Raw genomic sequence first — 22,761 nt, forward strand, 5'->3', positions numbered from 1 at the left:
CCTTATAATGAAGCACCGTAAGTGACATTCGGTGCGGTATTTTCCTTGAGGCTGGCATGGTCACAGACGGCAACGCCCGCGATATGGCCGACTCTTAACAATAACGGCTGGGTCGGCATGGCAGCGGCATAACAGCAATAGTCTGCCCCCACGCTGCCTGCCCGCATCAGCAATTGATTTTTGGCGATCACCTCAAAACGGTAGCGGCGGCAGGTGCGGCCATACTGGCGGATGATATTCATCAGCAAATCGGGATTGGCGGCTATCTGGCCGTCGCTGAGGCGCAGGATAATCACATCCCAGTCAATGCCCGGCTGGCGCTCCAGCAATTCGACATAGCCCACGCCCAGCCGATCAAAGATGGCAATGAAACCTGCCACGCTGCCCGCGTCTTTGGCATTGATAAAGGCGTATTTCACCCGCTTGCGAAACAACGGCAGCGGTTCACCGTTAAAGCGCTGGATATCCCGCTGGTACGCCAGCACCGACAACAGCGCCTCTGAACAGGTTTCGGCGTCCAGTTGGGCTAACGGCCACTTTAACCAGTCATACACGCCCAACCAGAATACCCGCGCCGCCTGCAATAACTTGGCGGGTTCGCCCTTGTTCATCCATGAGGGCAACGCCAGCCGGGCGAGACGTTCCCGGAACTCAGCCATTTTTCACCTCCACCGTGAGCGATTGCAGGCGCGGCACACTCAGTTCACTGAGAATGTCACCCAATGAAAAGGTCAGTGATTCCACCTCGCTGAACTCGCGATGGATCTCCCGTCCCAAGTTGGAAAAGGAAAAACGCGAGTACGGCCACGTTTTCTTCACCGGATAGTCGGTATTTTCCCGAAAGGCGCAGCGGATCAGGTTGCCGGCATCGGTTTTTAATGTGTCTATCTGTTCCTGACTGTAGTTCGCCAGATTCACTACAAACAGCGTTACTGTCAGTACATGATGGGTTTCCGGCATCGGCAGGCACTGCATATCATCCCCGTGCCCGTGATGCCCCTGATTGCTGATGTAATCATTCACCGCATTGATAAACGGCTGGCTAATGACGCCCGAATCCAGCAACAGGTAAGCATTGGCCGTGCCTGCCCCACGGGGCGCATCATGCAAAAAGAAGATGCGGTCAATACTCAAGCCCACGCGGCTGGCTATCATGCCTCGATAAACGGCATCGGTGTGGTAGTTTCCCACCAGGTTATATTGGTTGCGGCAACGGTCACGCAAATCATCATCGGACTCGGCATCCGCGCCGGGCGTTAACAGCCAGCCTTCTTCATTTTGTACCCGCTCAATGCCGGACACTGCCACAGGCAGGAGCCGGAAATAGCCGGATGCCAAGTTAAAGGCACCGCCTGCCAATTCTGCGGCCACAGGCAGCAAGGCACTGGTGACACCTTCGGCTATCACCACGCTTTCCGTGGTGCTGACCCGGTAGATTTCGCCATTAATGCGCTCAGTCTGGACAACCGTTCCGGCAGGCACCATCACCGCCGAGGCTCCCGCCGCCTTGTAGAAACGGATCACCCCCTGCGCGGCGGTTGCCTGCTTGCGTTTCAGGTTGACGCCCCATGCAAACATATCCAGCCATGATCCCGATGCCGTCGCCAGATACATATTTTTCAGGGTGACGTTGATTAACGCCTCTTTCAGCCACAACACCGGGCGCGTCACGAGGGTGTTGACCAGCCGCCAGAACGGGGACATGCGCGAGGTATTGGTGACTAACCCGGCGTCATCCACAACCTTGGTAAAGGCGGCGCTGATATCGGCTTCCGTGGTCGGCATCCCGCTGTCACGCAGTACCTTTTCGTAATCAATCGACGGTTTAGTTTCCATGCCCCACACTCACATTCAGGCGGCCAAAATCATAAGTTTCCGCCGTGATCCATAACTGGGTTGGCGTCTCTTCGTTAATGATGACCGTGCCCGGAATAATCCTTTCGTCATCTTCAACCAAAATTTCTATCTGGGTGCGAATATCCGCGCGCAGGGTCGGGCTGCGCTCTGCGACCAGTTCGGTTGCAAGGCCACTTTCCATAATGGCGTGCACACAATCCTGACCGACAGAAAAGCGATTGTGGCAAAAACGCGGCTCATTCCCGGAGTTCAGGGTAAAGTTGCCCTTGGTTATCAATAAATCAATGTATTTCGGCTCATCCATAAGCCACCTGCTCCCATTCCGTTAATTGTTCCGGTGTGATGCTGCCGTTGACCTTGACGGTCACGTTTTCAATCCGGCGGCTGTTATCAATTGACGTCTGTTTATGACTGTTCAGGTTCTGACTCAGCCCGCCCTTGTTGATGCCTTTCAGTTGCCCGCCTGTAATGATGGACGCCGCCACCTGCTGATTATCCACGGAGGGCTGGACAACCGATTTAGGGGTTGAAACTGCGCCCTCAATGGCCTTGGTTTCAATGTTGATGCCCGGAATATAATTTAACTTCTCGATAATCCAGTTATAGGCTTCCCCGAATGAGGCTTTAATGCTGTCCCATAAGCCACTGAACAGATCACCGACACTGTCCGCCATGCCGGACAAAGTATCCACCAGTGAAAAGCTGCCAACCCAGTTCCACAGCGCATCCCAGCCCTGCCTAATCAACTGCCCGGCACGTTGAAACGCCTGTATCAGCGTGCCAATCACCTGAATCACCAGATTAAACGGCATCATCATCAGGCCAATGGCACCCGCCACAATGCGGCCAAACGAACTGCCCGCCTCAGTCACTCCCTGTAACTCTTCATCAGTGTATTGGATCGGCGACAGTAACTTGGCGAACCAGCCGAACAGGCTTTTAACCCCCTCCCAGACAAACCCCATGGCCGCGCCTATGGCATCAAAAGCCGGTGACAACGGGGCAAGCGAACTGCCCGCCTCGCTGAACCCCTGCATAAACCCTTTAATAAAGGCCTTAATCGGTTGCCAGAATTTAATGACCGCAATCACCAACGCCGCAATCACCGCAATGATCGCCAACACAGGCCATGCCATGGCCGTAAACCCGGCCGCCGTTGCCCAAGAGGCTATCTGGGTCATAACCAGACTGGCGCGCAGGCGCGTTAACAGGCTGGCTAATTTTGTACTGGTTGTTGACATGACGTTCATTTTTCCCGTCAACAGGGAAAACATAAACGCCCCCGTGTTCCACAAGGGAATTAAACCCAGCCAGATAAAGCGGGACACCCCCATGACGATATTGGCTAGCGCCCCTGCGGCGGCAAAGCTCAGGATACCGAGCGAGATATAACCGACCCAACGCGCGATATTAGGAAACAGTTTTAGCCAGCGCACCAGTGTCTGACTGGCATCCGCCATCTGATTGACCAACGGCTTAATCACCGGCAGCAGGGTTGAACCAATGGCAATGCGGATATTCTGCCAAATCGCTTCCAGCCGTTCCCACGGGTTCGCCATCCGTTCGGCCATCTCGCGGGTGCGCTTCATGCCGTCATTGGCACCGAGTGCCGTCATGTTTTTGCGCAGCACATCAACATTGCCGTAAAGCTGTTTAATGACCACGGCGGAATCCCCAAAGGCTTCATCAATCTCTGCCTGTGCTTTCAGGTTCCCTTCAATGCTCTTGCCGTATTTGGCCTGTAGCTTCTCCAGCATTTCCGGCATGGACAGCAATTTGCCCGACGCATTAACGAAACTTAACCCCAGTTTCTTCCCGCCAGCTTCCGCCGTGGTGATAAAGGACTCATACGCCCCGCTGGATTCTGAACCCAGCGAGCGTTGCAATTCCCCCAAGACCGCCAACTGTTCATCAATACCGATACCAAAGTTTGTCCCGGCTGCGCGGGCACCCTCCATCAAATCGGCAATATCGGTCATGGAAGTGCCGAAGGTTTTCGACATCAACACCGCCTTGCCTGCCAACTCTTCGGCAAATTGCAGGTGCCCGACGTCTTTTGCATGGCTGGAGAACTGGGCAAACATCTGCCCCATATACGTGCTGGCATCCTCGGCACTGCTTTTCAGGGCGGCGGCCGTGGTGTTCACGATATGGGTCATCTGCGGCAGGTCATTTTGTGACAGGCTGCCAATGGCCTTGCTGATGGCTGACGCCGATTGCACAAACTCTATCGACGATTTGCCATAGCGGGAACTAAAGGTCATGGCATCTTTCGCCACCTTATCCATTACATTGCTGTCAATTCCCTGCAAGGAGGCGGTTTGCAGTGCTTCTTCCATTTCAATGGCCGGATCAAGAAAGCCCTTGATTGACCAGAACGAAGCGGCCAACCCCGCCCCGCCGATGGCCAGCTTGCCGAAAGCATCCTGTGAGGCCTCGGCAAACCCCGCGACCGACGCTTTGACACTGGCAAGGGGTTTGGTGATTTTATCAATCAGACTTAAGGTAAAATCTAATTCGTTACTCATGCTTCACCCTTAAATGCCAGCGCAATGCCATTGGCGGTTGACACGCGCGTATATTCCCAATAACGGTTATCCAGCCAAATAGCACGGGCTAAACTTTCGGTATTATCCGGCTCATTCGGTAAATAGTGGCGGCGTAATATTAATGCCTGTTCGAATAAGCTATTATCAATCGCCCTGACCCGCGCATTTAGTTTTTTATTTCGATTTCCAATTTAGGCGCATATTCCGAATTCACGCGCTCGACAATCTGCATGGCTGCGCCGGGGATTTGCAGGAGTTCATCCAGCGCCGCTTTTGAGGCAGGCTGCACAATGCGACGTAAATAAGCGACAATGGGAACAATCTTATTATCCATCGTCATATCATTAATCATGCTGTTATAGGCAATAATATTCGGTTCAAAGTTTATTTCTTTTTCGCCGATAATTAAGGTAATGATTTTATTTTCTTTCATTTTGTAATTTCCTTTCTTTTATTAATTTCATCCACTAATTGATTATGCCGGGCGGCACACGTTCCATATAAGGTGGAATACTCCATGATGATATAAACCAAATTATTTCCGGTTGTTCCGGCCAGTTTCGGTAATTTGGCCGGACACCGTGTCAGCAGGTTTTCCTGATAAGGTGCGCTCAATCTGGTCGGCGGTTTGGTTGTACAGCCGGACAAACTCAGGGCTAACGCACACAGCAGTAAAAACAGGCTTAACCACTTCAGTACGAATTTCTCGCGGGGCGGCATGGGTGATCCCCTCTAGTTTTTCTTCCAGTTGGCGGGCGGACGCACTGGAAACCGCTTGCAAGGCGTGGCGGATTTGTTCGCCCGTTTCCGCCGCTGCCCGTGTGATTTCCAGTTCGATGCTGTCACGGTAATAATCATTGACCTGCCAGCCCGCCCCGAACGCCAGCGCCACAACCAAAAAAGAGAGCGGCAGTGCCTTGAACATCATTTCACCCCGTTATGTGCCAGCGAGAAATGATTGCCATCGGGACGTGAGAAACGCCCGCCCCATGTGCCGCCAAGGGATTCCCAATATTCGCCCAGGGGAAGGTAAGCGTCACTGTGGGTCTGGTACTTGCCCTGGATAAACAGATTCAGGTCAAGCGCCAAGCGCTGGGTATGCAAACTGTTGGCAATGCCCGTGCCTTTCTTGGCATTCAGCGCCGCCTGTTCCGGGGTACGGTAGGCTTCACCCAATGTTACCCGATAGCCGCGTTCGTCTGCCCATTCGATCAATTGGGCAACCAGTACCGCAAATAACTGTTGTTTTTCACTTAACGTCATTTTTTTAACTTCCCTGTCAGCAACGCGCTGCCGCGCTTGCGTAACCACACTTCAATTAACTGGTATCCGGCAATCCCCAAGGCGCTGCCTATGCCTGTCACGGCTACCGGGCTAATGCCCGGCCACCAAATCAGCAACGCCCCGGCCATCACCGACACCGCCGACCCCAAGATAATGCGGCCGATAAACAGCCGTAAGGTGATCGGCTCGTTGCCGGTCAGCATTTTGCCCAACGCAATCAGTGCCCCCAATAGCACCAGCGTAACAAACGTTTTTTCATGTTCTTCCATGAACCCCATCCTTACCCTATCAGGCTTTGCGTCAGTTCCGCTTCCAGATAAGGGATGCCATTAATGCGCACAAAGTCGGGTGATGTGACGACAAACTTGACTTTATGGGTCATGACACTGCCGCCTTTCGGGTCAACGTCCAGAATGTCACTGAGGATCAGCTTGCAGCCGTAGGCTTCCACTTTGATCTCTTCCTTGCCTGCCTTGGCGTACCACATCAAATCGACGGGCTGAATGCCCCGCCATGATCCCGCCGCCCGCGCCTTGGCGGTCACAATCTCCAAGTATTTGGTACTGAGTTCAATTTCCCCCTCAGCGGCCACATCCCCGGCGATATAACCATCCGGCACGCCCTGCGTTTGCGCGGCGGCGGTGTTGTCGGTAATGGACAGGTTGACCTTTTCGGCATGAACCAGATCCCCGTCCATATTAAAATCAATCGACTGCCCTGAAATACGCTGGCTCATGCGGTTTTCTCCAGTTGGCTGTCCAGCAACAGACTGACTGATATGCCTTTCGGGCATTCGTAAGTGCGGATCGTGATATAAATTTCCACCGTGTTTTTATTGCGCCATGTGATCACGACGTCGCCGTCTTTCGGCGATTTCACTTCGCCCGGAAAGGTCACGCCGTTAATCTCGCTACTGCGCGACATCTCACGCAAGGTACGGGCAAAGTAAGCCTGATGCGTGGCGATGCTGCCCGGTGTGCTGTTCAGGCTGCGATCGGCAATTTTGGCAATCGCCTGCAAACGCACACGCCGCGCGACCTTATCGACAATGCGCAAATTTTCGATGCTCTGGTAGTCGCCCCCTTCCACATCCAGCGTGCGGCCATCCGACCAGTACATGCCGTCATAATCGGGGTACCACATCGGTACACTGAAACGCAGTTTTTCCAGTGCTTGCAGGGTCGCTAAATCAATGGTTTTGCCTGTGCCATCCAGCGGAAAATCAGCCCTGCCCAAATCCATCAGGGCACCTGTCTGCACCCGCGCCGGGCTGTCGGCCACGGTGACGGCACGATTACACAACCGCCCGGCCAGTACGCCCGCCTCATTGCCCCACAGACACGGCACCAGTTGCACTGATGCCACGGCCTCGCCCTTTTGCAGTTCGGCCAAGCGGGTGACGTAATCCGCCCACGCCTCCTTGGACTGCGGCGCATCCACGGCCAGAATTGCCCACTGCCAACGGCCAAATTTAGCAATCGTATTGGCGCGCAGGGTCTGGGCAGCCTTGATAATGTCTTTACTGGCACCGAGGGTCAGCACATAGCCCTCAACACTGGCGACGGGTTGCGCCGCCGTCACCGCCTCGACAAAAGCCAGCCCGTCCGCCGCTTCGGGCAGGATATGCACATAACCCGACCAGTTTTGCCCGGCGTTGGCCATTGCCGCCAGTACATGACGTTTCAGCGCGGTTTGTGCCGTGCCCAGCACGGCGTCAAAGTCGGTCTGGGTATTGACGGCAATGGTCTTGCCCACGTTGGTCTTGCCTGCCCCTAAGAACAGCAAGACCCGTTCTATTTCCTTGGTTTCGCCTTGCAGTTGGTTAACCTGGTTAACCTGAACATGTGGCCACATAATCTAATCCCTTATCAGGCGCTAAGCGCCGTATCCAATGCCTTGCAACTGGCGCGCCAGCGCTTTGCTGAATTCTTCTTCGTTCATGCCTAAGAACGCACGGGAAGGAATGGTAATTTCCCATTTGCTTTTAGTTTCTTCACCGCTCAATACGCGGATCAGGGTTCCGGCCTGAATGAATTTCATATTGGCGGTAATTTCCTTGATCGCAGGTTTGCGCCAACGTTTACCTTTTTTAACTTTATAACCTAAGGTGCGCAGTTTCTTTGCCTGCTTGATCGTCGCCATCCGCTCACGGTCAACGTTTTTTTTCACCTGTTGCCGGGTAATTTGAAAACGCATCCCATTTTGCTGGGCATAGCCTACAACCCCCGCTGGCACTGGCTGCTTGCCGTTCCGGTAATGCCCGCCTTGCAGATAAATGCGCACAGCGTCAATTTCCGGCATTTCCCGAATATGCAAAAGTTTCGGCATATTCCTGAGCATCTTCTGGCGGCGCGGGCTTTTTCTGGCAGGCCAGCTTTCGCCGTCCGGTGATTGTTGATTGCGTATATGACGTTTCGCAGAATCAATCAGTCCATATTTCGCCATGCGCCATAACAAGCGTTGCCGTTTTTGCGGCGGCAGGTCAAAACGGCTTAAGGCGTCCTGCATTTCCTTAAGCTGGTTGCGGTTTAACTGGCCGTGGATCATGCCCTGTTCCCAATTGCTGCCCCGGTTTCGTCCACACTGTGCACCGCGCCTTGTTCCGCAAACCACACCTCAGCCTCAGCCAGTGACCAGCGCTTGCCGTCAAACGGGATCATGCCCTTGGGGTCTTCCCGTATCACCACAGGTTCCGCCAATGACAGCGACACCACGACAACCGCCGTCTCGCCATCCACTTCCACCGTTAAGGTCGGCCGTTCCTGCTCAACATTGGCATTACTGAGGCTATCCCCCTGCTCAGTCAGCCAGATATCAATCAACAGCGGAATATTGCGCGGATCACACTCCCGATAGGGGAAACGCCCCCACGCAATCACCGCTTCATATTGCTGGACAAACATCTGGTATTGCCCCAGCCCGAGATCCCGTTGCGCCGGAATAAAGCGGATTTCATCCATTTCGCTGGTAAATTCCGTCTCACAAATCCGTTCCGGCAGATTTTCCCGCAAAAAGGCGGTTAATTGCTGTAATTGGCTCATATCAAACGTACCGTTGTGCGTCCATGTCCTTTCATATTGCGCAGCACCATTGAGGCTTCGGCCAGCAGCCGATTGCGCACTTCCGGGCTTTCCTGTCCCGGATTGGGGGCACGGCTGACCAGTGACGTATATTCCCCCAGTAAATCGGCCTTTGCCCGCGCATAAACCGCTTTTTTATACTGGCTGACCAACGCGGTGCTGCCATTAATGGTAATGCCCGGCACGTTGGCCGCTGTCCGGTAGCCCTTGGCCTGCAAGCGCGATTTCAGGCGTTGAAGGTCAAGGTTGATTTCGGCCACCGTTGCCAGCAGCGCATTGGCCAGCATGTCGTTATCCAGATCAGCAGGCAGCTTGCGGTTAACCTGAAATTCCCGCAAATTCAAATCCGGCCAAAAGCCGTCATTGGTCAGCGGGGCGTCCCGGTAATCCACGGTATTGCCATTAAACATCGTGCCTCTCCTGAGAAAAAAAGCGGGCTGTCCGGTTTCCACGGCCATCTGCAACCACGTTGCGATGCCTCCACCGCGCCCGCTCCGGCTTGCGGTAGTCGTTGTTATTCCATGGATAATGCCCGTATACGGGCGGCAATCCGTTGCCGATAGGTTTTAACCCCGGATTTGGGATTACACTGATGGGCTTTGGTCAGCCAGTTATCGGCCTGCTCCAGCACATCCAGTTTCTCCACCGAACTTGCCTTAATTTCGGCGTTATCCCCTTTCAGCAGGTTTAAGGCAGCAAATTTGTAGTATTTGGCCTTGATTTTCTCGTGAACTTGCCATTTTTCAGTGACATTCTGAAATGTCCTTGAAAAATAGGGTTCCACCGGGTTACCCGCTTCGGCTTCCGCCTGTGACCAGAGTAAAACGGTGTCGGCCACAAACGCCGGAAAGCCACTGCGAAAATGGTCGGGGGTGAGCTGTCCTTGCTCAATGGCCATATCTGCCCAATCCAATCCGTGGGCAAACTCCCCGATATCAAACAACCAAATCACGCAGTAAACAAAAATCGGGTTGCAGTACACCTCGCCTTCATCCAGATAGCGTTGTGCCGTGGGGAGATAATTGGGCAGCAGTTCCCGCCGTTTCATCTCCACCCGTTCCGCCGTTGTCGTTAACTGGCGCAACCGCTTGACATCCTGCTCAATGGCACGGGCTTGCAGGTGCTGGCTGGCACCGTCCGCAATGGCAACCGCTTGTTGCCGTGCCAGTTTCTGGCGCAGTTCAACCGCTGCCCGGTGTCGTTGGGCAGGTGACAGCATTAGTCTGTACCCGTTTTTTCAGCCGGTTCGGCCACTTTGCCAATCGTGACGGCGTTCTCATCATAGGCCGCGTACAATTCCGGCGTTTCAATCGCGTAGCCCTCATTACGCAGGTACTTGTTTTCGAACTGTTTGCGGTCGTCCACAAATTCCGCCTTGCGCTGACGGGTATTGCGCTGGGTCAGAATTTGCAGGTTTGGCAACATGGTGACCACCATGCGCTTGCCCGGCATAAACGGCGGCACCATCGCCGGACGGCCAGCAATCGAGCTGCCCAGCATCTGCGCGGCAATTTTTTCTGTCGGTTTATCCGCAGCCTGATAAAGCCGGTACTGCTCCGCTGCCACTAAATCCGCGCCGACCAGTACCACCAAACGCGGGTCATGGCGGAACTGTTGCGGAATACAGGTATTAACCAGGTCGGACGCCATCGCATCCAGCGAGTTAAAATCGCCGTGTTCATCCAGTTTCACTGACGTAGTGATCACCTGCTTGCCGCCGTTCCAGTCCTTGGCAATTTGGTGCCAGCCTTTATTGACATCTTCCCCGTTCGGGTTCTCGTCGGGGTTGGTTGTCTCCGCCACACGCTGGCCGTGAAAGCCGACGCGAAGCATATCGAGCGCAAAAGATTCATTGGTAAACGCCTGCATACGCTGGAAAAACTCTTCTTCACTGCCGGAATTCGCCCAGATGGACAACAAGTCCCATTTCAGCGCGGCACCGGAATCGGTTTCCTGCAACTTATATTCATTGCCGTCAACACCCGTTGCACGGATAAAGCGGCCATCTTTCTTGCGCCCCGTAAAGAGGCCGGGGTTGCCCACCGACACCACTTGGCCGGACAGGTGATCCACATCCGCACAGGTGATCATGCTGAGGAACTCGACCGACTCCAGCAGCGCACTGCGCAGGGCGGTTTCTTTAGGGTCGCTCAGCGCAAAGTAACGCGCTGTGTCCTCAACGCCATAGGATTCGGCCAAGCCCGCTGAATATTGCTGTAAAAAGGCTCGCGCCCGTTGATTTAATTGCATCGCTCTTCCCTTTGCTTTTTCCCGTCAGGGATCACAGAAATTTAAACTGCTTGTTTTTGTTGCCTTTCGGGTTTTTAGACGGCACACGGGTTGCCAGCGTGTCCAGCTTGTTGAAGTTTTTCACAATCTTTGACAGGTTATCGCGCAGGAGTGCAAAATCTTCGGTATCAACCACTTCTTTAACGGTTTCGACATCTTCCTGTACTTCTTCCACGACCTGTTCAGTGGATGCCAGTTGGCTTTCAACGGCGGTCATGCGCTTATCCATCTCGGCCAGTGCCTCAGCGATGGCCTGCAACGCATCATCACCCGTGGTTTCGGCCGGGGTTTCTTCCGGTTCTTCAACGTTAAAAAAACTTCTCCATCCTTTTTTGGCCTTTGCCATCTTGCTTTCCTTAATCTGTTTAACTTCGTCAATCACCAGCGGCTTATAGGTGCCTGACCGATGAGATTTTTTCTTTTTACTAAACTGTAGGCGGGTTGTGCCTACACTGGCTGGCGAACTTGTCACTGCCAGCCCTTGCAGATAGGTTTTGCCTGTACCGCGCCAGTTACCATCGGGCGTAAACTCCACGGAGGTAAACAGCAGTTGCCCGTCCCGGTTGGCGTCCAACAAACGGTGATTGGGTCGCAATTGCGCATAAAGACGCAAAGTCCCGTCCTCACCGCGTTCGGCCTTGACCGCGAGCACTTCGCCCATTGGCCCCATCCAGCGTTCATGTTCCGGCCAAATCAGGGCGGTATACAGTTGAGGGTCATAAAGTTCGGCCGCATCCAGAATCCATTGTGGTTCCATATCCCGGCCATCAACCGTGTCGCCCTCCATGGCAATACATATCCAGTTAGTCATTAACTGAGACATATCGCATCCTTTTCGTTTGCTTCCCACACAGTATTGCGAATTCCATCGGCGGCCGCGAGGGGCGCAATTCGGATGAATTCGGATATCCCGCATAACCGAATCAAACCGAATTTGGCCGGACGAAAGCAAGGTATTCGCCCTGCATAATAAAGTGACTCAAGACAAGGATGCTTAAGGCATGGCTAAATATTCGGATGAATTAATCAAAGTGGCAAAGTCGCTCTACCTGCGCCGCTATACCCCGGCAGAGATTGCCGAAGAACTCAACCTGCCCAATCGGCGGATCATTTACTACTGGGCGGAAAAAGGGTGCTGGGCGGATATGCTCAGCCATGAAAGTGTGATTGAGGCAGTCAACCGCCGTATTGCCCTGCTCAGTGAACGTAATAATAAAAATGCGCTGGAGCTGGACGAACTCGACCGCCTGATTGCCCATCATGTGAAATTGATGGCACAGGAGAATAAGCACCAAGAAAAGCTGGCTGAAATTAAGGTTCAGTCACAATCGGGCGGTGACGATGTGCCATCCGGTGACGGTGAGCCGAAGAAAAAGAAACGCCAGCGTAAAAATGATATTTCAGCGCTGACGGAAGAAGACTTCCAGACCTTTGTTGATGGCAATCTGTTTGGCTATCAGAAACACCTGCGCAACAACAAGCATAAGCAAATACGCAATATTTTAAAATCGCGCCAAATTGGGGCAACCTGGTATTTTGCGTTTGAAGCTTTGGAAGATGCGGTACTAACGGGTAATCCGCAGATATTTATGTCCGCCTCCAAACCGCAGGCAGAAGTCTTCCGCTCCTATATTGTCAATTTTGCCGAGCAATTCTTTGGTGTAACACTGACGGGTAACCCAATACGCTTAAGCAATGGGGCTGAACTGCGTTTCTTATCCACCAATAAGAACACCGCGCAATCTTACAACGGTCATTTATATTGTGATGAATACTTTTGGATACCTGATTTTAAGCACCTGAATGAAGTGGCTTCCGCAATGGCGACTATTGAGCAATGGCGTACCACTTATTTTTCAACCCCCAGTGCTAAAACGCATTCCGCCTACCCGTTCTGGACAGGTGATACATGGCGCGGCAACGATGCCAAACGTAAGAATGTGGCCTTTCCTGCTTTTGATGAATACCGCGATGGCGGACGCGATTGCCCTGATAGCCAGTGGCGTTATGTCATCACCATGGCCGATGCTATCAAAGGTGGGTATAACCTTGCCAATATCGACCGTCTACGCAACAAGTATAATGCTGACACCTTTAACATGCTCTATATGTGCGTATTTGTTGATAGCGGCGCATCGGTCTTTAAATATCACCAACTGGAAAAATGCGGGGTTGAAGTCAGGCTGTGGGAAGACCACGCCCCCAACGCCCCGCGCCCCTTTGGTGAGCGTGAAGTCTGGGGCGGCTTCGACCCGGCACGCTCCGGTGATACCTCCACCTTTGTGATTGTCGCCCCGCCGCTGATGGCAGGCGAAGCCTTTCGGGTGCTCGCCACGTTCTACTGGCAAGGCATGAACTGGAAGCATCAGGCGAAGCTGATTGAAGAGTTGTTCAAGCGTTATCGCTTTACCCATATCGGCATTGATACCACGGGGATTGGGCACGGGGTCTATGAGATGGTACAGGACTTCGCCCCACGCCAGACGCAGGCTATCCACTACAGCCAGCAGAGCAAAAATCAACTGGTAATGAAGATGATCGATGTGGTCAGTGAAGAACGCCTGGAATGGGATCAGGAACAAAAAGAAATCCTGGCCTCATTTCTGGCTATCCGGCACACCACCACGGGCAAAGGCGGTGCCATGACCTTTGTGGCCGACCGTTCACAGGAAACCGGGCACGCTGACGTGTTCTGGGCTATCGCCCACGCCCTGATGAACGAACCGTTAAATTACGAGAAGAAACGCAAGTCTAAATATCAATTCCAAAAGGCCGCATAATGAGCAAGAAGACGTTAAGGAAGACCGCCAAGGCAAAACAGCCCCAACCACAGCAACGGAAAATGAGCCTGATCACGCTGGGCAAGCCGGAGCCGATACTGACGACCCAGACCGATTACCAGAAAATCTGGTATGACAATGATTATGACCATTACACGCTGCCGATTGACCGTTTGGCACTGGCGCAACTGACCAATATGAACGGGCAGCATGGCGGCGTGCTCTATGCCCGCCACAATATGATTGCCTCCGATTACCTCGGCGGCGGCCTGAGCCATGAACAATTCAAGGCGGCCATGATGAACTTCCTGATTTTCGGCGATGTGGCCATCCTGAAAGTGTGCAACTTCTGGGGCGATGTGGTGAGACTGGACGTGTTGCCCTCGCTCTACCTGCGCCGCCGTAAGGACGGGGATTTTGTGGTCTTGCAGGAGGGTGAACCGTTGGTTTACACCCCGGACGAGGTTATTTTTATCAAGCAATATGATCCCCAGCAACAGGTTTACGGCCTGCCGGATTATATCGGCGGTATCCATGCTGCCTTGCTGAACTCGGAAGCCACCATATTCCGCCGCCGCTATTACCACAATGGTGCCCACACGGGCGGTATCATCTACACCAACGACCCGAATATCTCCGATGAAACCGAGGAAGAAATTATCTGGAAACTGCAACAAAGCAAGGGGATCGGCAATTTTGACACCCTGTTTGTGAATATTCCCAATGGCGACCCGGACGGCATCAAGTTTATTCCGGTCGGGGATATTTCCGCCAATGATGAGTTTGCCAATGTGAAAAGCATCAGTTCACAGGATGTGCTGACCGCCCACCGATTCCCGGCCGGACTGGCGGGCATTATCCCGACCAACGTCGGCGGGTTGGGTGACCCGGAAAAAGCCCGTGATGCCTATCGCAAGGATGAAGTCATTCCCGTGCAAAATATGTTCATGAATGCGATAAACCGCCGCGATGTGCCAGAAATATTACACCTTCATTTCAAACAAGATAACGCAAGTTCGGGTGCAGAATGAGCAAGAAAATGGTAAAATCGAAGAAATTCGACACTTTTGGAATGAGGAACATGCGCGTATTAAAAATAACCTGCCCGGAGTGCGGCGCTAAGGCTGTCATTCGCAAAACCAACCGGATGCACCACGAAATTGCAGATATTTATTGTGCCTGTGCGGATGTAGAGTGCGGCCATACGTTTGTGATGAATTTAACCTTTTCACACACTATCAGCCCCAGCGCAAAAACAGGTGATATCCTGTTGCAGACTGTGATCAATAACCTCAATCCGCAACAGCGCCAGATGGCCTTAGATTTGTTGCAGAGCAGTGCCGCTTAATGTTAACCGTGAGCCACTATTGAGTGGCTTTTCTATTACCAGCTCCCCTTTAATCTGTTCCACCATTTCACCAACCCAATATAATGCCACCTGTCTGTCCCTATCATTACAACCTTCCGAACCCCCAACTTTAGCAATTAATTCAATACGTTCCAAAAGAACAAATTTATCCAAAGAATCAAACATCATAGCTCCATCATTTATAATACTGTATGCATGAACAGCCCAATAATATAATTAGCAATTGAATTAATTTCATTAAGAAATAGTAAGTTATGTGATTAATGTAGTATTTTCAGATATTCCCTGCAAAATACCCGGCTGATGGCCTTTTAGTTCGCCATTATTTTCTTTATTATTCATACTGATAGATGGAATTTTACTTACCCTGTCCAGCAGTGATTTTGTTCTTTCTGTATACGGCGGCTTGGCTTTGACGATTTGGCCAAACATCGATAAGCGATAGCGCTGACCCTCTACCGTCATACTGCTCCCCCTGATTAAGGCCTGCGCTAAACCCTCACTCATTTCTAAGTCCTGAAAATTAGCCGATTCCTGCACCCGTTTTACCTGTTCTGGCTGACTCAGTTGCAGCCAACCGTGGTAAAACTCATCCAGACACAGGTCACTTTTTTGTATAGCCTTATCAATTGTACAGTGTGCCACCGTACAGTTATTGACAGAACTCCTAGGCGGTGCGGACGCACCGCTAAAACCCGCCTCCGCTGTCGCTTCGGCCAACTTCGGCACAATCTTCCAGCTCTTCAACCGGGTTAATATCGGCGTATCCATCCCGACAAAAGGCGAGAAAACCCCCTTAATCCGGATCACATCTTCCCCGTGGGCGTTGGTTTCCTGCTCAGTTTCATACCACAGGCGGGCAACCAAATCTTCCCGGCGAACAAAAGGCCCACCCTGTGCATTGATATAATTTGCCCAGTCCCCGTTATCCGCAGCATCATGCACGGCGGCGAACTCCACACTTAAACCCATGGCTGTCTCATGATCGGCCATCCGGCGTAACTCACGGTAAACTGTCACAGGTGCACCACCGACAAATTGAAACTGGCGAATGCGCCAACGCGCCGCCCAGGCACTGGCTGCTATAGCGGCGTCTTTAATGGGGCGGTTGCTTTCATCATCCAGCTCGTCGTCCATCGCGTAGCCATCAATATTCTTAGAAATGTATTTAGCTACATACCCGGTCGCAGACCCCTTTTGCGGATCAATCACCTCAGCATGGAAGCGGGCTTTCATGGCTTTTTCAGTGCGTAATTCGGCACCGTCTTCTTGAAAGGCATAATGGCGCAAAATTTCACGTATCTGCTCAGCTTGTTCGGGGCGCATAAAAAACAGCATATGCCAGTGCGGCGTGCCATCATGATGAGGTTCAGCCACGCGGATGCCAAAGATACGCAAATTATCACGGTGTAATTTAGCCCTGACCTTTGCCCAGACACCGCTTAAATACTTCTGGGTGTCTGCCGGGCTGCTGCCGTTCCACTTGCGGTTGCGGTGTCCGTGGCGGGTTGTGGCGTGATATTTAGAGGGCGCAGTTAACGTATAGAATTCAGCGACGTAACCCAGTTCATTGCAAATATTTTCAAAGCCGCGAATACGCACCATCATTTCAGTACGGCGGATCGCCGGGTTAGCCACACTGCCATAATATTTATCAATCAGGCTGATGCGGTTCCCTTCTTCATCTTCCAGCTCCATGGACTTGATAAATTCTTTGGTACGGTGCTTTTGCTCTTTCCATTCGGCAATGGTCATCTTGCTGGCGTAGATACTGGCTTGCTTGCTGACGCGGTTGATGGATATCTGCAAATGCTCGCGCCACTCGGCCGCCAGACGGCGCAAGCGGCCTAACCACCATTTATCCGAGGTCATACGGGAAATAGCAGCGATAGCCTCAGTTTCAGCAAAAAAGCGGCCTGTCAGCTTATCCCAGTAAGGGGCAGGCTGGCGATAAGCTTTAGTGATCGCCGCCGCGCGCAGATATAAAGCATACGCCCTTTTCAGATCGCTTTCTTCCGGCCTTTCACTCGCGACGGTTTCCAACTTCTGAAGGACAAATTGAGCAATATCACTCGACAGTAACTCGATATCTTCCCTTTTCATATCCGGAATGCGGTTAAACCGATCCCGATAAAACGCGTTATCCGCCTCAACTTCTTGGATCTGGTAGCGCTCGGTCACCAAATTGACGCGGGGTAAGATGCGTTCGAGGACTGTCTTAGACAAAAAAGCCTCGGCACGGTAAAGCCCTTGCTCCTTTTCTAAAACACTCGCTTTGTAATGGACATCAAGGCGGACAACTCTGGGCTGATTTTTAAGCTCGCACAATAAGTCCTGAATATGGGCACGCGCTTTATGCTCCTTTGCAAGCACGCGGCACTCTTCTTCCTTCTGGTATTGCTCGGCATAAGTCGGGAACGGCCTTGTTATCGGCTGGATAGGTTTATCCCACGGTAAAGAAACGCACGCAGCCAGAGCTGCATTTTGTGGCATCTCTGGCTGGAATTTGCTGCGTTGGCGGCGCGGTTGGGATTGTGTGCCGCTGTTTTCTGGTACGGGGTTCACTCACAAACCCCGGCAGACACTGAGCGACGTGCATCATATGCGGCAATCACGTGATCAGCAGAATCAAAAAAATGCTCAGGTGTTAATAATGAATATGCATAAACTAACACATTGATTTCATCGCTCGTGTTGATTCTGCTATGAAAATGATGAACGTCATCAATTAGCACAGTGATTCGGCATCCAATATCATCAAGCCAATCCCATCCATCTTCCCGAGAAAGTACGACATAATCCCCTTTTTTAAAGCGGGTAGGAAAATGCTGATTATCAAAAAAGCTTTCAATACCAAAAAAGCTTTCAACACCTAGACTTTCACTAACAAAAGAGTTTCTGAATTTTTCTAACGCTTCTAAATTAAAATCGTTACCATTGCCATTTATAACGCCAATACAATCGTATTGATTATTTATGATGATAGAGAAGGATTTTTCATCAAGGTTAACAAAGTGAAGATTAGCCATCTTATATACTCCGATAATGTTTATTAATTAACTCAAAATCATTCTGGCAATCAACACAGCGAGAACAACCAATAACTTCAGTACGGCGTATTTCCGGAATTGCTTCGCCGCAATCTTCACATTCAAACGCTGAACTACTGACAGGACGGTTTACATGCTCTGCGATCCTGCGTTCCAGTACTTTTTCTGCGTGCTGGCAAGCACGATCAATCACATCAAACATAACTCCACTCCTGTGCTTGACGGTTGATGCTTTCGGATTCACTTTGCAGAAGTTCGGCACTGGCGGAATATTCCATTTTGTTTTTCAAAACATACGTTGACAATTTGTCTAAACGGGATGAATACCAATCGGCATAATGCTTGCGTTCATCCTCCCGGACTTGTTTTATTAACTGTTCAATATTTATATTTTCCATTTATTCATTTCCTGTTTTTAGATAAAAAGAATCCCTGACGTGTTGACGCCATTAAAATTAAATCGGTCATTATTGTTATTTAATTGGGCAACGATAACTTACTTGGCAATAATGGACTTGCTGCCCTAATTAAGTTTATTGCCCGTATCAGGCTACACATTTCTTCACGGGTGAATTGATTTAATTCCAACTCATGCCGTTCTGTGGGAATGTAGGCAAGATAGAAAATAGCCGCTAAAAAACGCTTATTATCCGCGTAGTGCGCATTGCGTTTATTGCGCATTTCATCAACAAAGAGCGTCAACTCTTTATTATCAGACGACTTAAAGACTTCCGCTTTGAGTTTAGCGACTGAATTTAAACCATTAACGCGCATTTCAAAGGGCATCTCGACAGCACGTTGTTCTGTTGATTCAAAATGGTATTCGGTGTTCATTTAAACCTCACGAATAAGAAACAGAATAAAATAAGCAACGGAGCATAAGACAATGGGAAAAATAAATCCGTCACTTTGCTTTGTATGAAACGACTTACTGGTTAGTTTGTACTGGTGCTGCTGTTGCTTTAACGCATTCATGCTGACCTCAGACTAACGATGCGCCCATCCCTGCCACTGCATCAACCGCCGAATTAAACGCAGGGTTTGAGTGCAATCTTGATGATATGGTTACACCCGCCAAGGTTAATAACCGGACTGCGTTATTAACCGTCTTCTTAAACTCCGCCACACGGGTGTAAGTAAGACGCTCACCCGAAACAGCCTCACTTGCCAGCTTGCCCACTTCTGCCGTTGCTCCTAATAAATAGCCTGGCATGTTGGCTTCACAAACTTCATTAACCGGCACAGATGGCTGACACTGTAATTGCTCCAGTAGACCATCCAAAAGGGAGGCGTCTTCTGTCACATCCGTTAACTTCATCAAGTCAACACAAGTCAGCATGTGAGGCTGCTCAGGGTTCAATTTATTTCGCAGAATTTGCGGAGTTAATCCGATAGCTTCCGCGATTTGTACTAAGCTACCTTTATGCGTATTGGAGAACGCACGACACGCATTATCAAAGTGCGATTGTTTGGAAACGCGATAATCAAACATGTTGCATCCTTATGATTCACATAAAATGAATCAATCACCAATAACGAGTTGAAAGCGAGAATGACCGAACGCCTTACGCAACTGTTCTTCTTTCCAGCGTGCGTAATAGATGCGAATGGGACCACCTGCTTTTTTTTTCCCTTTGCGGATAACTCGCGGCTCAATTGGTAAGCGAGGGTTATCGCCAGTAGACCAGCGGTAGGCGGTGCGTTCAGAAACCCCCTCAAGGAATGCGAATTCTTGAAGAGAAACGACAGGAGCAGGTATTTTAATGATTGCGGTTTCAGAAGCCATATTGCATGATCCCCATTTTGACATTATTTACAATTAATGTGCCTTTATTTGCCAATGATTGCCATTAATTGCCTAACTATATCTCCATATTGAGTAACTGTAAATAGGTTTTATCGAAATGAGAATTGATTCTTTAGGGTGGAGCAACATAGACGTTCTGGATCGAATCTGCATGGCGTATGGATTTTCTCAAAAAATTCAATTAGCTAACCACTTCGACATAGCATCTAGCTCTCTGTCTAACAGATATACTCGTGGTGCTATCTCTTATGACTTTGCAGCACATTGCGCATTAGAAACTGGAGCAAGTCTTAAATGGTTATTGACAGGAGAAGGACAGCAATTCGATGGAAAATCTTCATCAGTAGACACTAAAAAACTTGAAGCTTTCACATTAAGTGAAGAAATCCTCAAAAGCGAGGATTCTCTTAGTATTGATGGCCATTTTTTTTCGAAACCCTTATCCAAAGGAATAGCTGTTCGTACAGATGGAAAGCTTTATTTTATCGATAAAGCAGCATCAATGTCCGACGGTATGTGGTTGGTCGATATTGAAGGAGCTATTAGTATTCGTGAGTTGACTAAATTACCGGGTAAAAAGTTACATATAGCAGGCGGCAAAGTACCTTTTGAATGTAGTATTGATGATATAAAAACATTGGGTCGGGTTGTGGGTATATATAGTGAGATTAATCAATGACTGTTCGTAAAAACCCAGCGGGCGGATGGATTTGCGAACTTTACCCTAATGGAGCAAAAGGCAAACGTATTAGAAAAAAATTCGCCACTAAAGGTGAAGCCCTAGCTTTCGAACAGTACACAATACAAAACCCGTGGCAGGAAGAGAAAGAAGACAGGCGCACTTTAAAAGAACTTATTGACGCTTGGTATAGCGCTCATGGTATCACGCTTAAAGACGGCCTTAAGCGTCAACTGGCAATGCATCATGCTTTCGAATGCATGGGCGAACCACTAGCCAGAGATTTCGATGCGCAGATGTTTTCTCGCTACAGAGAGAAAAGACTCAAAGGGGAATATGCCCGTTCTAATCGAGTTAAAGAAGTTTCACCCCGCACGCTTAACCTTGAACTGGCTTACTTTCGCGCAGTATTCAATGAGCTGAATCGCCTTGGTGAATGGAAAGGGGAAAACCCCTTAAAAAATATGCGCCCTTTCCGTACTGAAGAAATGGAAATGGCATGGCTTACCCACGAACAGATTACGTTACTTCTAGCTGAATGCAAACGCCATGATCACATGGACTTGGAAGCTGTTGTCAGAATATGCCTTACCACAGGTGCGAGATGGTCAGAGGCGGAAGGACTGCGTAAAAGCCAGCTCGCAAAATACAAAATTACCTATACGAATACAAAAGGCAGAAAAAACAGAACGATACCCATCAGCAAAGAGCTTTATGATTCTCTTCCAAATGATAAAAAAGGTAGGCTCTTTACCGATTGTTATGGCGCATTCCGTTCTGCCTTAGAAAGAACCGATATCGAATTACCCGCAGGCCAATTGACCCATGTTCTAAGGCATACTTTTGCCAGTCACTTTATGATGAACGGTGGAAACATACTCGTGTTACAACGTGTACTCGGCCACACTGACATAAAAATGACAATGCGATATGCACACTTTGCACCCGACCATTTAGAGGATGCAGTCAGGTTAAATCCACTGGCGACAAGTGGCGATAGAGTGGCGGTAGAGATGGCATATATTGGCAATTAAATTGCAAACAATGGCAATGTATGTCAATGATAAATAAAGTAACTTATTGATTCTTGGTTATCCTTATAGGTTCTCATAATCGCTTGGTCGCTGGTTCAAGTCCAGCAGGGGCCACCAGAATTATCAAGGGGTTGCATCAAAAGTGCGACCCCTTATTTTTTTCTAGGATACCTTCTGCTTCCCTAATCGCCACTTGAATCCTCCTAATGCCGGATTCAAGCATGAACCTGATTAATAACCAAAGTTATCATTAATAAGCTCTTTATCACCCATATTACAAAATGTATATTCAGGCGATAAATAACTGCGGAAATTAATATTACCCGCCTAATTTCAAATCAGCAGAATAAATGGCTTTCGTCTTGCGAGCTGCAATTTGCAGTTTATAAGGTATAGCAGTATTGTAAGAATTTATTTAAACTATTTTGCGTAACATCACTATCTTACAATCTATCTCGTTTCATCTAATAAGAGAAAAATAATGAAAACTTCACATAAGCTATTAATCAGTCTGGCTTGCGTTGTCACGCTCGCGGGTTGTGCCCGTAACGTCCCCATATTAACTCCCCAAACCACTATCATGACCCAAAACTCCCTACCTTCCGTGAAAAAAGCGATTTTGGAAGCGGGTAAGAAACGCAAATGGATAATGGCAGAAGTCTCTCCCGGCGTTATTGATGGCTTCCTGAAAAATCGGGAACATGACGTCAAAATACGTATCAACTATACCGCCAAGACCTACTCTATCAATTATGTCAACAGCCATAACCTAAGAGAAAATAACGGAAAAATTCACCGCAACTATAACCGTTGGGTCAATAACTTGGATAGAGATATTCAATTAAATTTGGCCCTGCTGGCTAATCAATAAACATCCATGTTAAAGCCTATCCCGATAAATAAAACATCCTGACGTGGCGGGATAGGCTTTAGTTTGTCAATATACTTTCTGGCTATATGCTACCTATCGGATATATGGATAT

31 protein-coding genes are annotated in these 22,761 nt (G+C 50.0%); 6 read left to right on the forward strand and 25 right to left on the reverse strand.

Annotation, left to right across the window (positions count from 1 at the left end; genetic code table 11):
• Positions 1 to 2: 2 nt before the first annotated feature.
• The 17 genes from XDD1_RS15830 to XDD1_RS15910 form a co-directional block, all read right to left on the reverse strand.
• Positions 3 to 659 (reverse strand): phage tail protein, encoded by a 657-nt coding sequence (locus XDD1_RS15830; protein ID WP_045971830.1) that lies wholly within the window; start codon positions 657 to 659, stop codon positions 3 to 5.
• Positions 652 to 1,836, reverse strand: coding sequence for a baseplate J/gp47 family protein (locus XDD1_RS15835; RefSeq protein WP_045971831.1), 1,185 nt, complete (start codon positions 1,834 to 1,836; stop codon positions 652 to 654). The genes XDD1_RS15830 and XDD1_RS15835 overlap by 8 nt, the downstream gene beginning before the upstream one ends.
• The gene (locus tag XDD1_RS15840) at positions 1,826 to 2,161 is read right to left on the reverse strand and encodes a DUF2590 family protein (RefSeq protein WP_045971832.1); all 336 of its coding nucleotides are present in this window, start codon (positions 2,159 to 2,161) and stop codon (positions 1,826 to 1,828) included. Before XDD1_RS15840 ends, XDD1_RS15835 begins: the two co-directional genes overlap by 11 nt.
• Positions 2,154 to 4,385: a phage tail tape measure protein gene (locus XDD1_RS15845; RefSeq protein WP_045971833.1), complete on the reverse strand. Its 2,232-nt coding sequence runs from the start codon at positions 4,383 to 4,385 to the stop codon at positions 2,154 to 2,156. The genes XDD1_RS15840 and XDD1_RS15845 overlap by 8 nt, the downstream gene beginning before the upstream one ends.
• Positions 4,382 to 4,597 carry a DUF6890 family protein gene (locus XDD1_RS20420; RefSeq protein WP_408068295.1) on the reverse strand — a complete coding sequence of 72 codons (216 nt, stop codon included), beginning with the start codon at positions 4,595 to 4,597 and terminating at the stop codon, positions 4,382 to 4,384. The genes XDD1_RS15845 and XDD1_RS20420 overlap by 4 nt, the downstream gene beginning before the upstream one ends.
• Positions 4,573 to 4,839: a putative phage tail assembly chaperone gene (locus tag XDD1_RS15850; protein WP_045971834.1), complete on the reverse strand. Its 267-nt coding sequence runs from the start codon at positions 4,837 to 4,839 to the stop codon at positions 4,573 to 4,575. Before XDD1_RS15850 ends, XDD1_RS20420 begins: the two co-directional genes overlap by 25 nt.
• A 102-nt stretch (positions 4,840 to 4,941) precedes the next feature.
• A complete protein-coding gene (locus XDD1_RS15860; protein WP_045971837.1) occupies positions 4,942 to 5,331 on the reverse strand; it encodes a hypothetical protein in 390 nt (129 codons plus the stop codon).
• Positions 5,331 to 5,669: a M15 family metallopeptidase gene (locus XDD1_RS15865; protein ID WP_045971839.1), complete on the reverse strand. Its 339-nt coding sequence runs from the start codon at positions 5,667 to 5,669 to the stop codon at positions 5,331 to 5,333. The genes XDD1_RS15860 and XDD1_RS15865 overlap by 1 nt, the downstream gene beginning before the upstream one ends.
• Complete coding sequence (locus tag XDD1_RS15870; RefSeq protein WP_038268946.1) at positions 5,666 to 5,959, reverse strand: phage holin family protein; 294 nt, start codon at positions 5,957 to 5,959, stop codon at positions 5,666 to 5,668. Before XDD1_RS15870 ends, XDD1_RS15865 begins: the two co-directional genes overlap by 4 nt.
• Before the next feature lie 11 nt (positions 5,960 to 5,970).
• Positions 5,971 to 6,426, reverse strand: coding sequence for a DUF2597 family protein (locus XDD1_RS15875; RefSeq protein WP_045971842.1), 456 nt, complete (start codon positions 6,424 to 6,426; stop codon positions 5,971 to 5,973).
• The gene (locus tag XDD1_RS15880; protein WP_197541034.1) at positions 6,423 to 7,547 is read right to left on the reverse strand and encodes a DUF2586 domain-containing protein; all 1,125 of its coding nucleotides are present in this window, start codon (positions 7,545 to 7,547) and stop codon (positions 6,423 to 6,425) included. Before XDD1_RS15880 ends, XDD1_RS15875 begins: the two co-directional genes overlap by 4 nt.
• Before the next feature lie 18 nt (positions 7,548 to 7,565).
• Positions 7,566 to 8,237, reverse strand: coding sequence for a phage virion morphogenesis protein (locus XDD1_RS15885; RefSeq protein WP_045972677.1), 672 nt, complete (start codon positions 8,235 to 8,237; stop codon positions 7,566 to 7,568).
• Positions 8,234 to 8,731, reverse strand: coding sequence for a phage tail protein (locus tag XDD1_RS15890; RefSeq protein WP_045972679.1), 498 nt, complete (start codon positions 8,729 to 8,731; stop codon positions 8,234 to 8,236). Before XDD1_RS15890 ends, XDD1_RS15885 begins: the two co-directional genes overlap by 4 nt.
• On the reverse strand, positions 8,728 to 9,180 hold the full coding sequence (locus XDD1_RS15895) for a head completion/stabilization protein (protein WP_084721059.1): 453 nt from the start codon (positions 9,178 to 9,180) through the stop codon (positions 8,728 to 8,730). The genes XDD1_RS15890 and XDD1_RS15895 overlap by 4 nt, the downstream gene beginning before the upstream one ends.
• Positions 9,181 to 9,284: 104 nt before the next feature.
• Positions 9,285 to 9,989 (reverse strand): phage terminase small subunit, encoded by a 705-nt coding sequence (gpM, locus tag XDD1_RS15900; RefSeq protein ID WP_045971851.1) that lies wholly within the window; start codon positions 9,987 to 9,989, stop codon positions 9,285 to 9,287.
• Positions 9,989 to 11,020, reverse strand: coding sequence for a phage major capsid protein, P2 family (locus XDD1_RS15905; RefSeq protein WP_045972681.1), 1,032 nt, complete (start codon positions 11,018 to 11,020; stop codon positions 9,989 to 9,991). The genes gpM and XDD1_RS15905 overlap by 1 nt, the downstream gene beginning before the upstream one ends.
• A 31-nt stretch (positions 11,021 to 11,051) precedes the next feature.
• Complete coding sequence (locus XDD1_RS15910) at positions 11,052 to 11,882, reverse strand: GPO family capsid scaffolding protein (RefSeq protein WP_045972683.1); 831 nt, start codon at positions 11,880 to 11,882, stop codon at positions 11,052 to 11,054.
• 178 nt (positions 11,883 to 12,060) lie between these two features.
• Between XDD1_RS15910 and XDD1_RS15915 the strand changes: the two genes are divergently transcribed.
• The 3 genes from XDD1_RS15915 to XDD1_RS15925 are packed head-to-tail and all read left to right on the forward strand — an operon-like array spanning position 12,061 to position 15,187.
• A complete protein-coding gene (locus XDD1_RS15915) occupies positions 12,061 to 13,839 on the forward strand; it encodes a terminase large subunit domain-containing protein (RefSeq protein ID WP_045971855.1) in 1,779 nt (592 codons plus the stop codon).
• Positions 13,839 to 14,870: a phage portal protein gene (locus XDD1_RS15920; RefSeq protein WP_045972684.1), complete on the forward strand. Its 1,032-nt coding sequence runs from the start codon at positions 13,839 to 13,841 to the stop codon at positions 14,868 to 14,870. Before XDD1_RS15915 ends, XDD1_RS15920 begins: the two co-directional genes overlap by 1 nt.
• Positions 14,867 to 15,187 (forward strand): ogr/Delta-like zinc finger family protein, encoded by a 321-nt coding sequence (locus tag XDD1_RS15925; protein WP_045972687.1) that lies wholly within the window; start codon positions 14,867 to 14,869, stop codon positions 15,185 to 15,187. The genes XDD1_RS15920 and XDD1_RS15925 overlap by 4 nt, the downstream gene beginning before the upstream one ends.
• On the opposite strand, the gene XDD1_RS15930 is transcribed toward XDD1_RS15925, so the two are convergent.
• The 8 genes from XDD1_RS15930 to XDD1_RS15965 form a co-directional block, all read right to left on the reverse strand.
• Positions 15,158 to 15,376 (reverse strand): hypothetical protein, encoded by a 219-nt coding sequence (locus XDD1_RS15930; RefSeq protein WP_156979664.1) that lies wholly within the window; start codon positions 15,374 to 15,376, stop codon positions 15,158 to 15,160. The genes XDD1_RS15925 and XDD1_RS15930 overlap by 30 nt on opposite strands.
• A gap of 84 nt (positions 15,377 to 15,460) precedes the next feature.
• Entirely contained in the window at positions 15,461 to 17,701 is a 2,241-nt protein-coding gene (locus XDD1_RS15935) for a replication endonuclease (RefSeq protein ID WP_084721152.1), read from the reverse strand.
• Positions 17,702 to 17,769: 68 nt separating this feature from the next.
• A complete protein-coding gene (locus tag XDD1_RS15940) occupies positions 17,770 to 18,237 on the reverse strand; it encodes a hypothetical protein (RefSeq protein ID WP_045972691.1) in 468 nt (155 codons plus the stop codon).
• A gap of 1 nt (position 18,238) precedes the next feature.
• The gene (locus tag XDD1_RS15945) at positions 18,239 to 18,460 is read right to left on the reverse strand and encodes a TraR/DksA family transcriptional regulator (protein WP_045971862.1); all 222 of its coding nucleotides are present in this window, start codon (positions 18,458 to 18,460) and stop codon (positions 18,239 to 18,241) included.
• Positions 18,453 to 18,656: a DUF2732 family protein gene (locus XDD1_RS15950; protein ID WP_045971864.1), complete on the reverse strand. Its 204-nt coding sequence runs from the start codon at positions 18,654 to 18,656 to the stop codon at positions 18,453 to 18,455. The genes XDD1_RS15945 and XDD1_RS15950 overlap by 8 nt, the downstream gene beginning before the upstream one ends.
• 79 nt (positions 18,657 to 18,735) lie before the next feature.
• The gene (locus XDD1_RS15955; protein WP_045971866.1) at positions 18,736 to 19,092 is read right to left on the reverse strand and encodes a DUF5347 domain-containing protein; all 357 of its coding nucleotides are present in this window, start codon (positions 19,090 to 19,092) and stop codon (positions 18,736 to 18,738) included.
• 148 nt (positions 19,093 to 19,240) lie between these two features.
• Positions 19,241 to 19,750 (reverse strand): phage regulatory CII family protein, encoded by a 510-nt coding sequence (locus tag XDD1_RS15960; protein WP_045972693.1) that lies wholly within the window; start codon positions 19,748 to 19,750, stop codon positions 19,241 to 19,243.
• A gap of 30 nt (positions 19,751 to 19,780) precedes the next feature.
• Positions 19,781 to 20,044 carry a hypothetical protein gene (locus XDD1_RS15965; protein WP_045972695.1) on the reverse strand — a complete coding sequence of 88 codons (264 nt, stop codon included), beginning with the start codon at positions 20,042 to 20,044 and terminating at the stop codon, positions 19,781 to 19,783.
• A gap of 118 nt (positions 20,045 to 20,162) precedes the next feature.
• Here XDD1_RS15965 and XDD1_RS15970 point away from each other — a divergent pair, with 118 nt between their 5' ends.
• From XDD1_RS15970 to XDD1_RS15980, 3 genes are all read left to right on the forward strand, one after another.
• Complete coding sequence (locus XDD1_RS15970; protein ID WP_045972697.1) at positions 20,163 to 20,744, forward strand: phage repressor protein CI; 582 nt, start codon at positions 20,163 to 20,165, stop codon at positions 20,742 to 20,744.
• Positions 20,741 to 21,778, forward strand: a complete 1,038-nt coding sequence (locus XDD1_RS15975; RefSeq protein ID WP_045972699.1) for a phage integrase — start codon at positions 20,741 to 20,743, stop codon at positions 21,776 to 21,778. The genes XDD1_RS15970 and XDD1_RS15975 overlap by 4 nt, the downstream gene beginning before the upstream one ends.
• Before the next feature lie 481 nt (positions 21,779 to 22,259).
• Positions 22,260 to 22,649 carry a hypothetical protein gene (locus XDD1_RS15980; RefSeq protein WP_045972701.1) on the forward strand — a complete coding sequence of 130 codons (390 nt, stop codon included), beginning with the start codon at positions 22,260 to 22,262 and terminating at the stop codon, positions 22,647 to 22,649.
• Positions 22,650 to 22,761: the final 112 nt, after the last annotated feature.

The sequence above is a fragment of the Xenorhabdus doucetiae genome (assembly GCF_000968195.1).
GTDB classification, from domain to species: domain Bacteria; phylum Pseudomonadota; class Gammaproteobacteria; order Enterobacterales; family Enterobacteriaceae; genus Xenorhabdus; species Xenorhabdus doucetiae.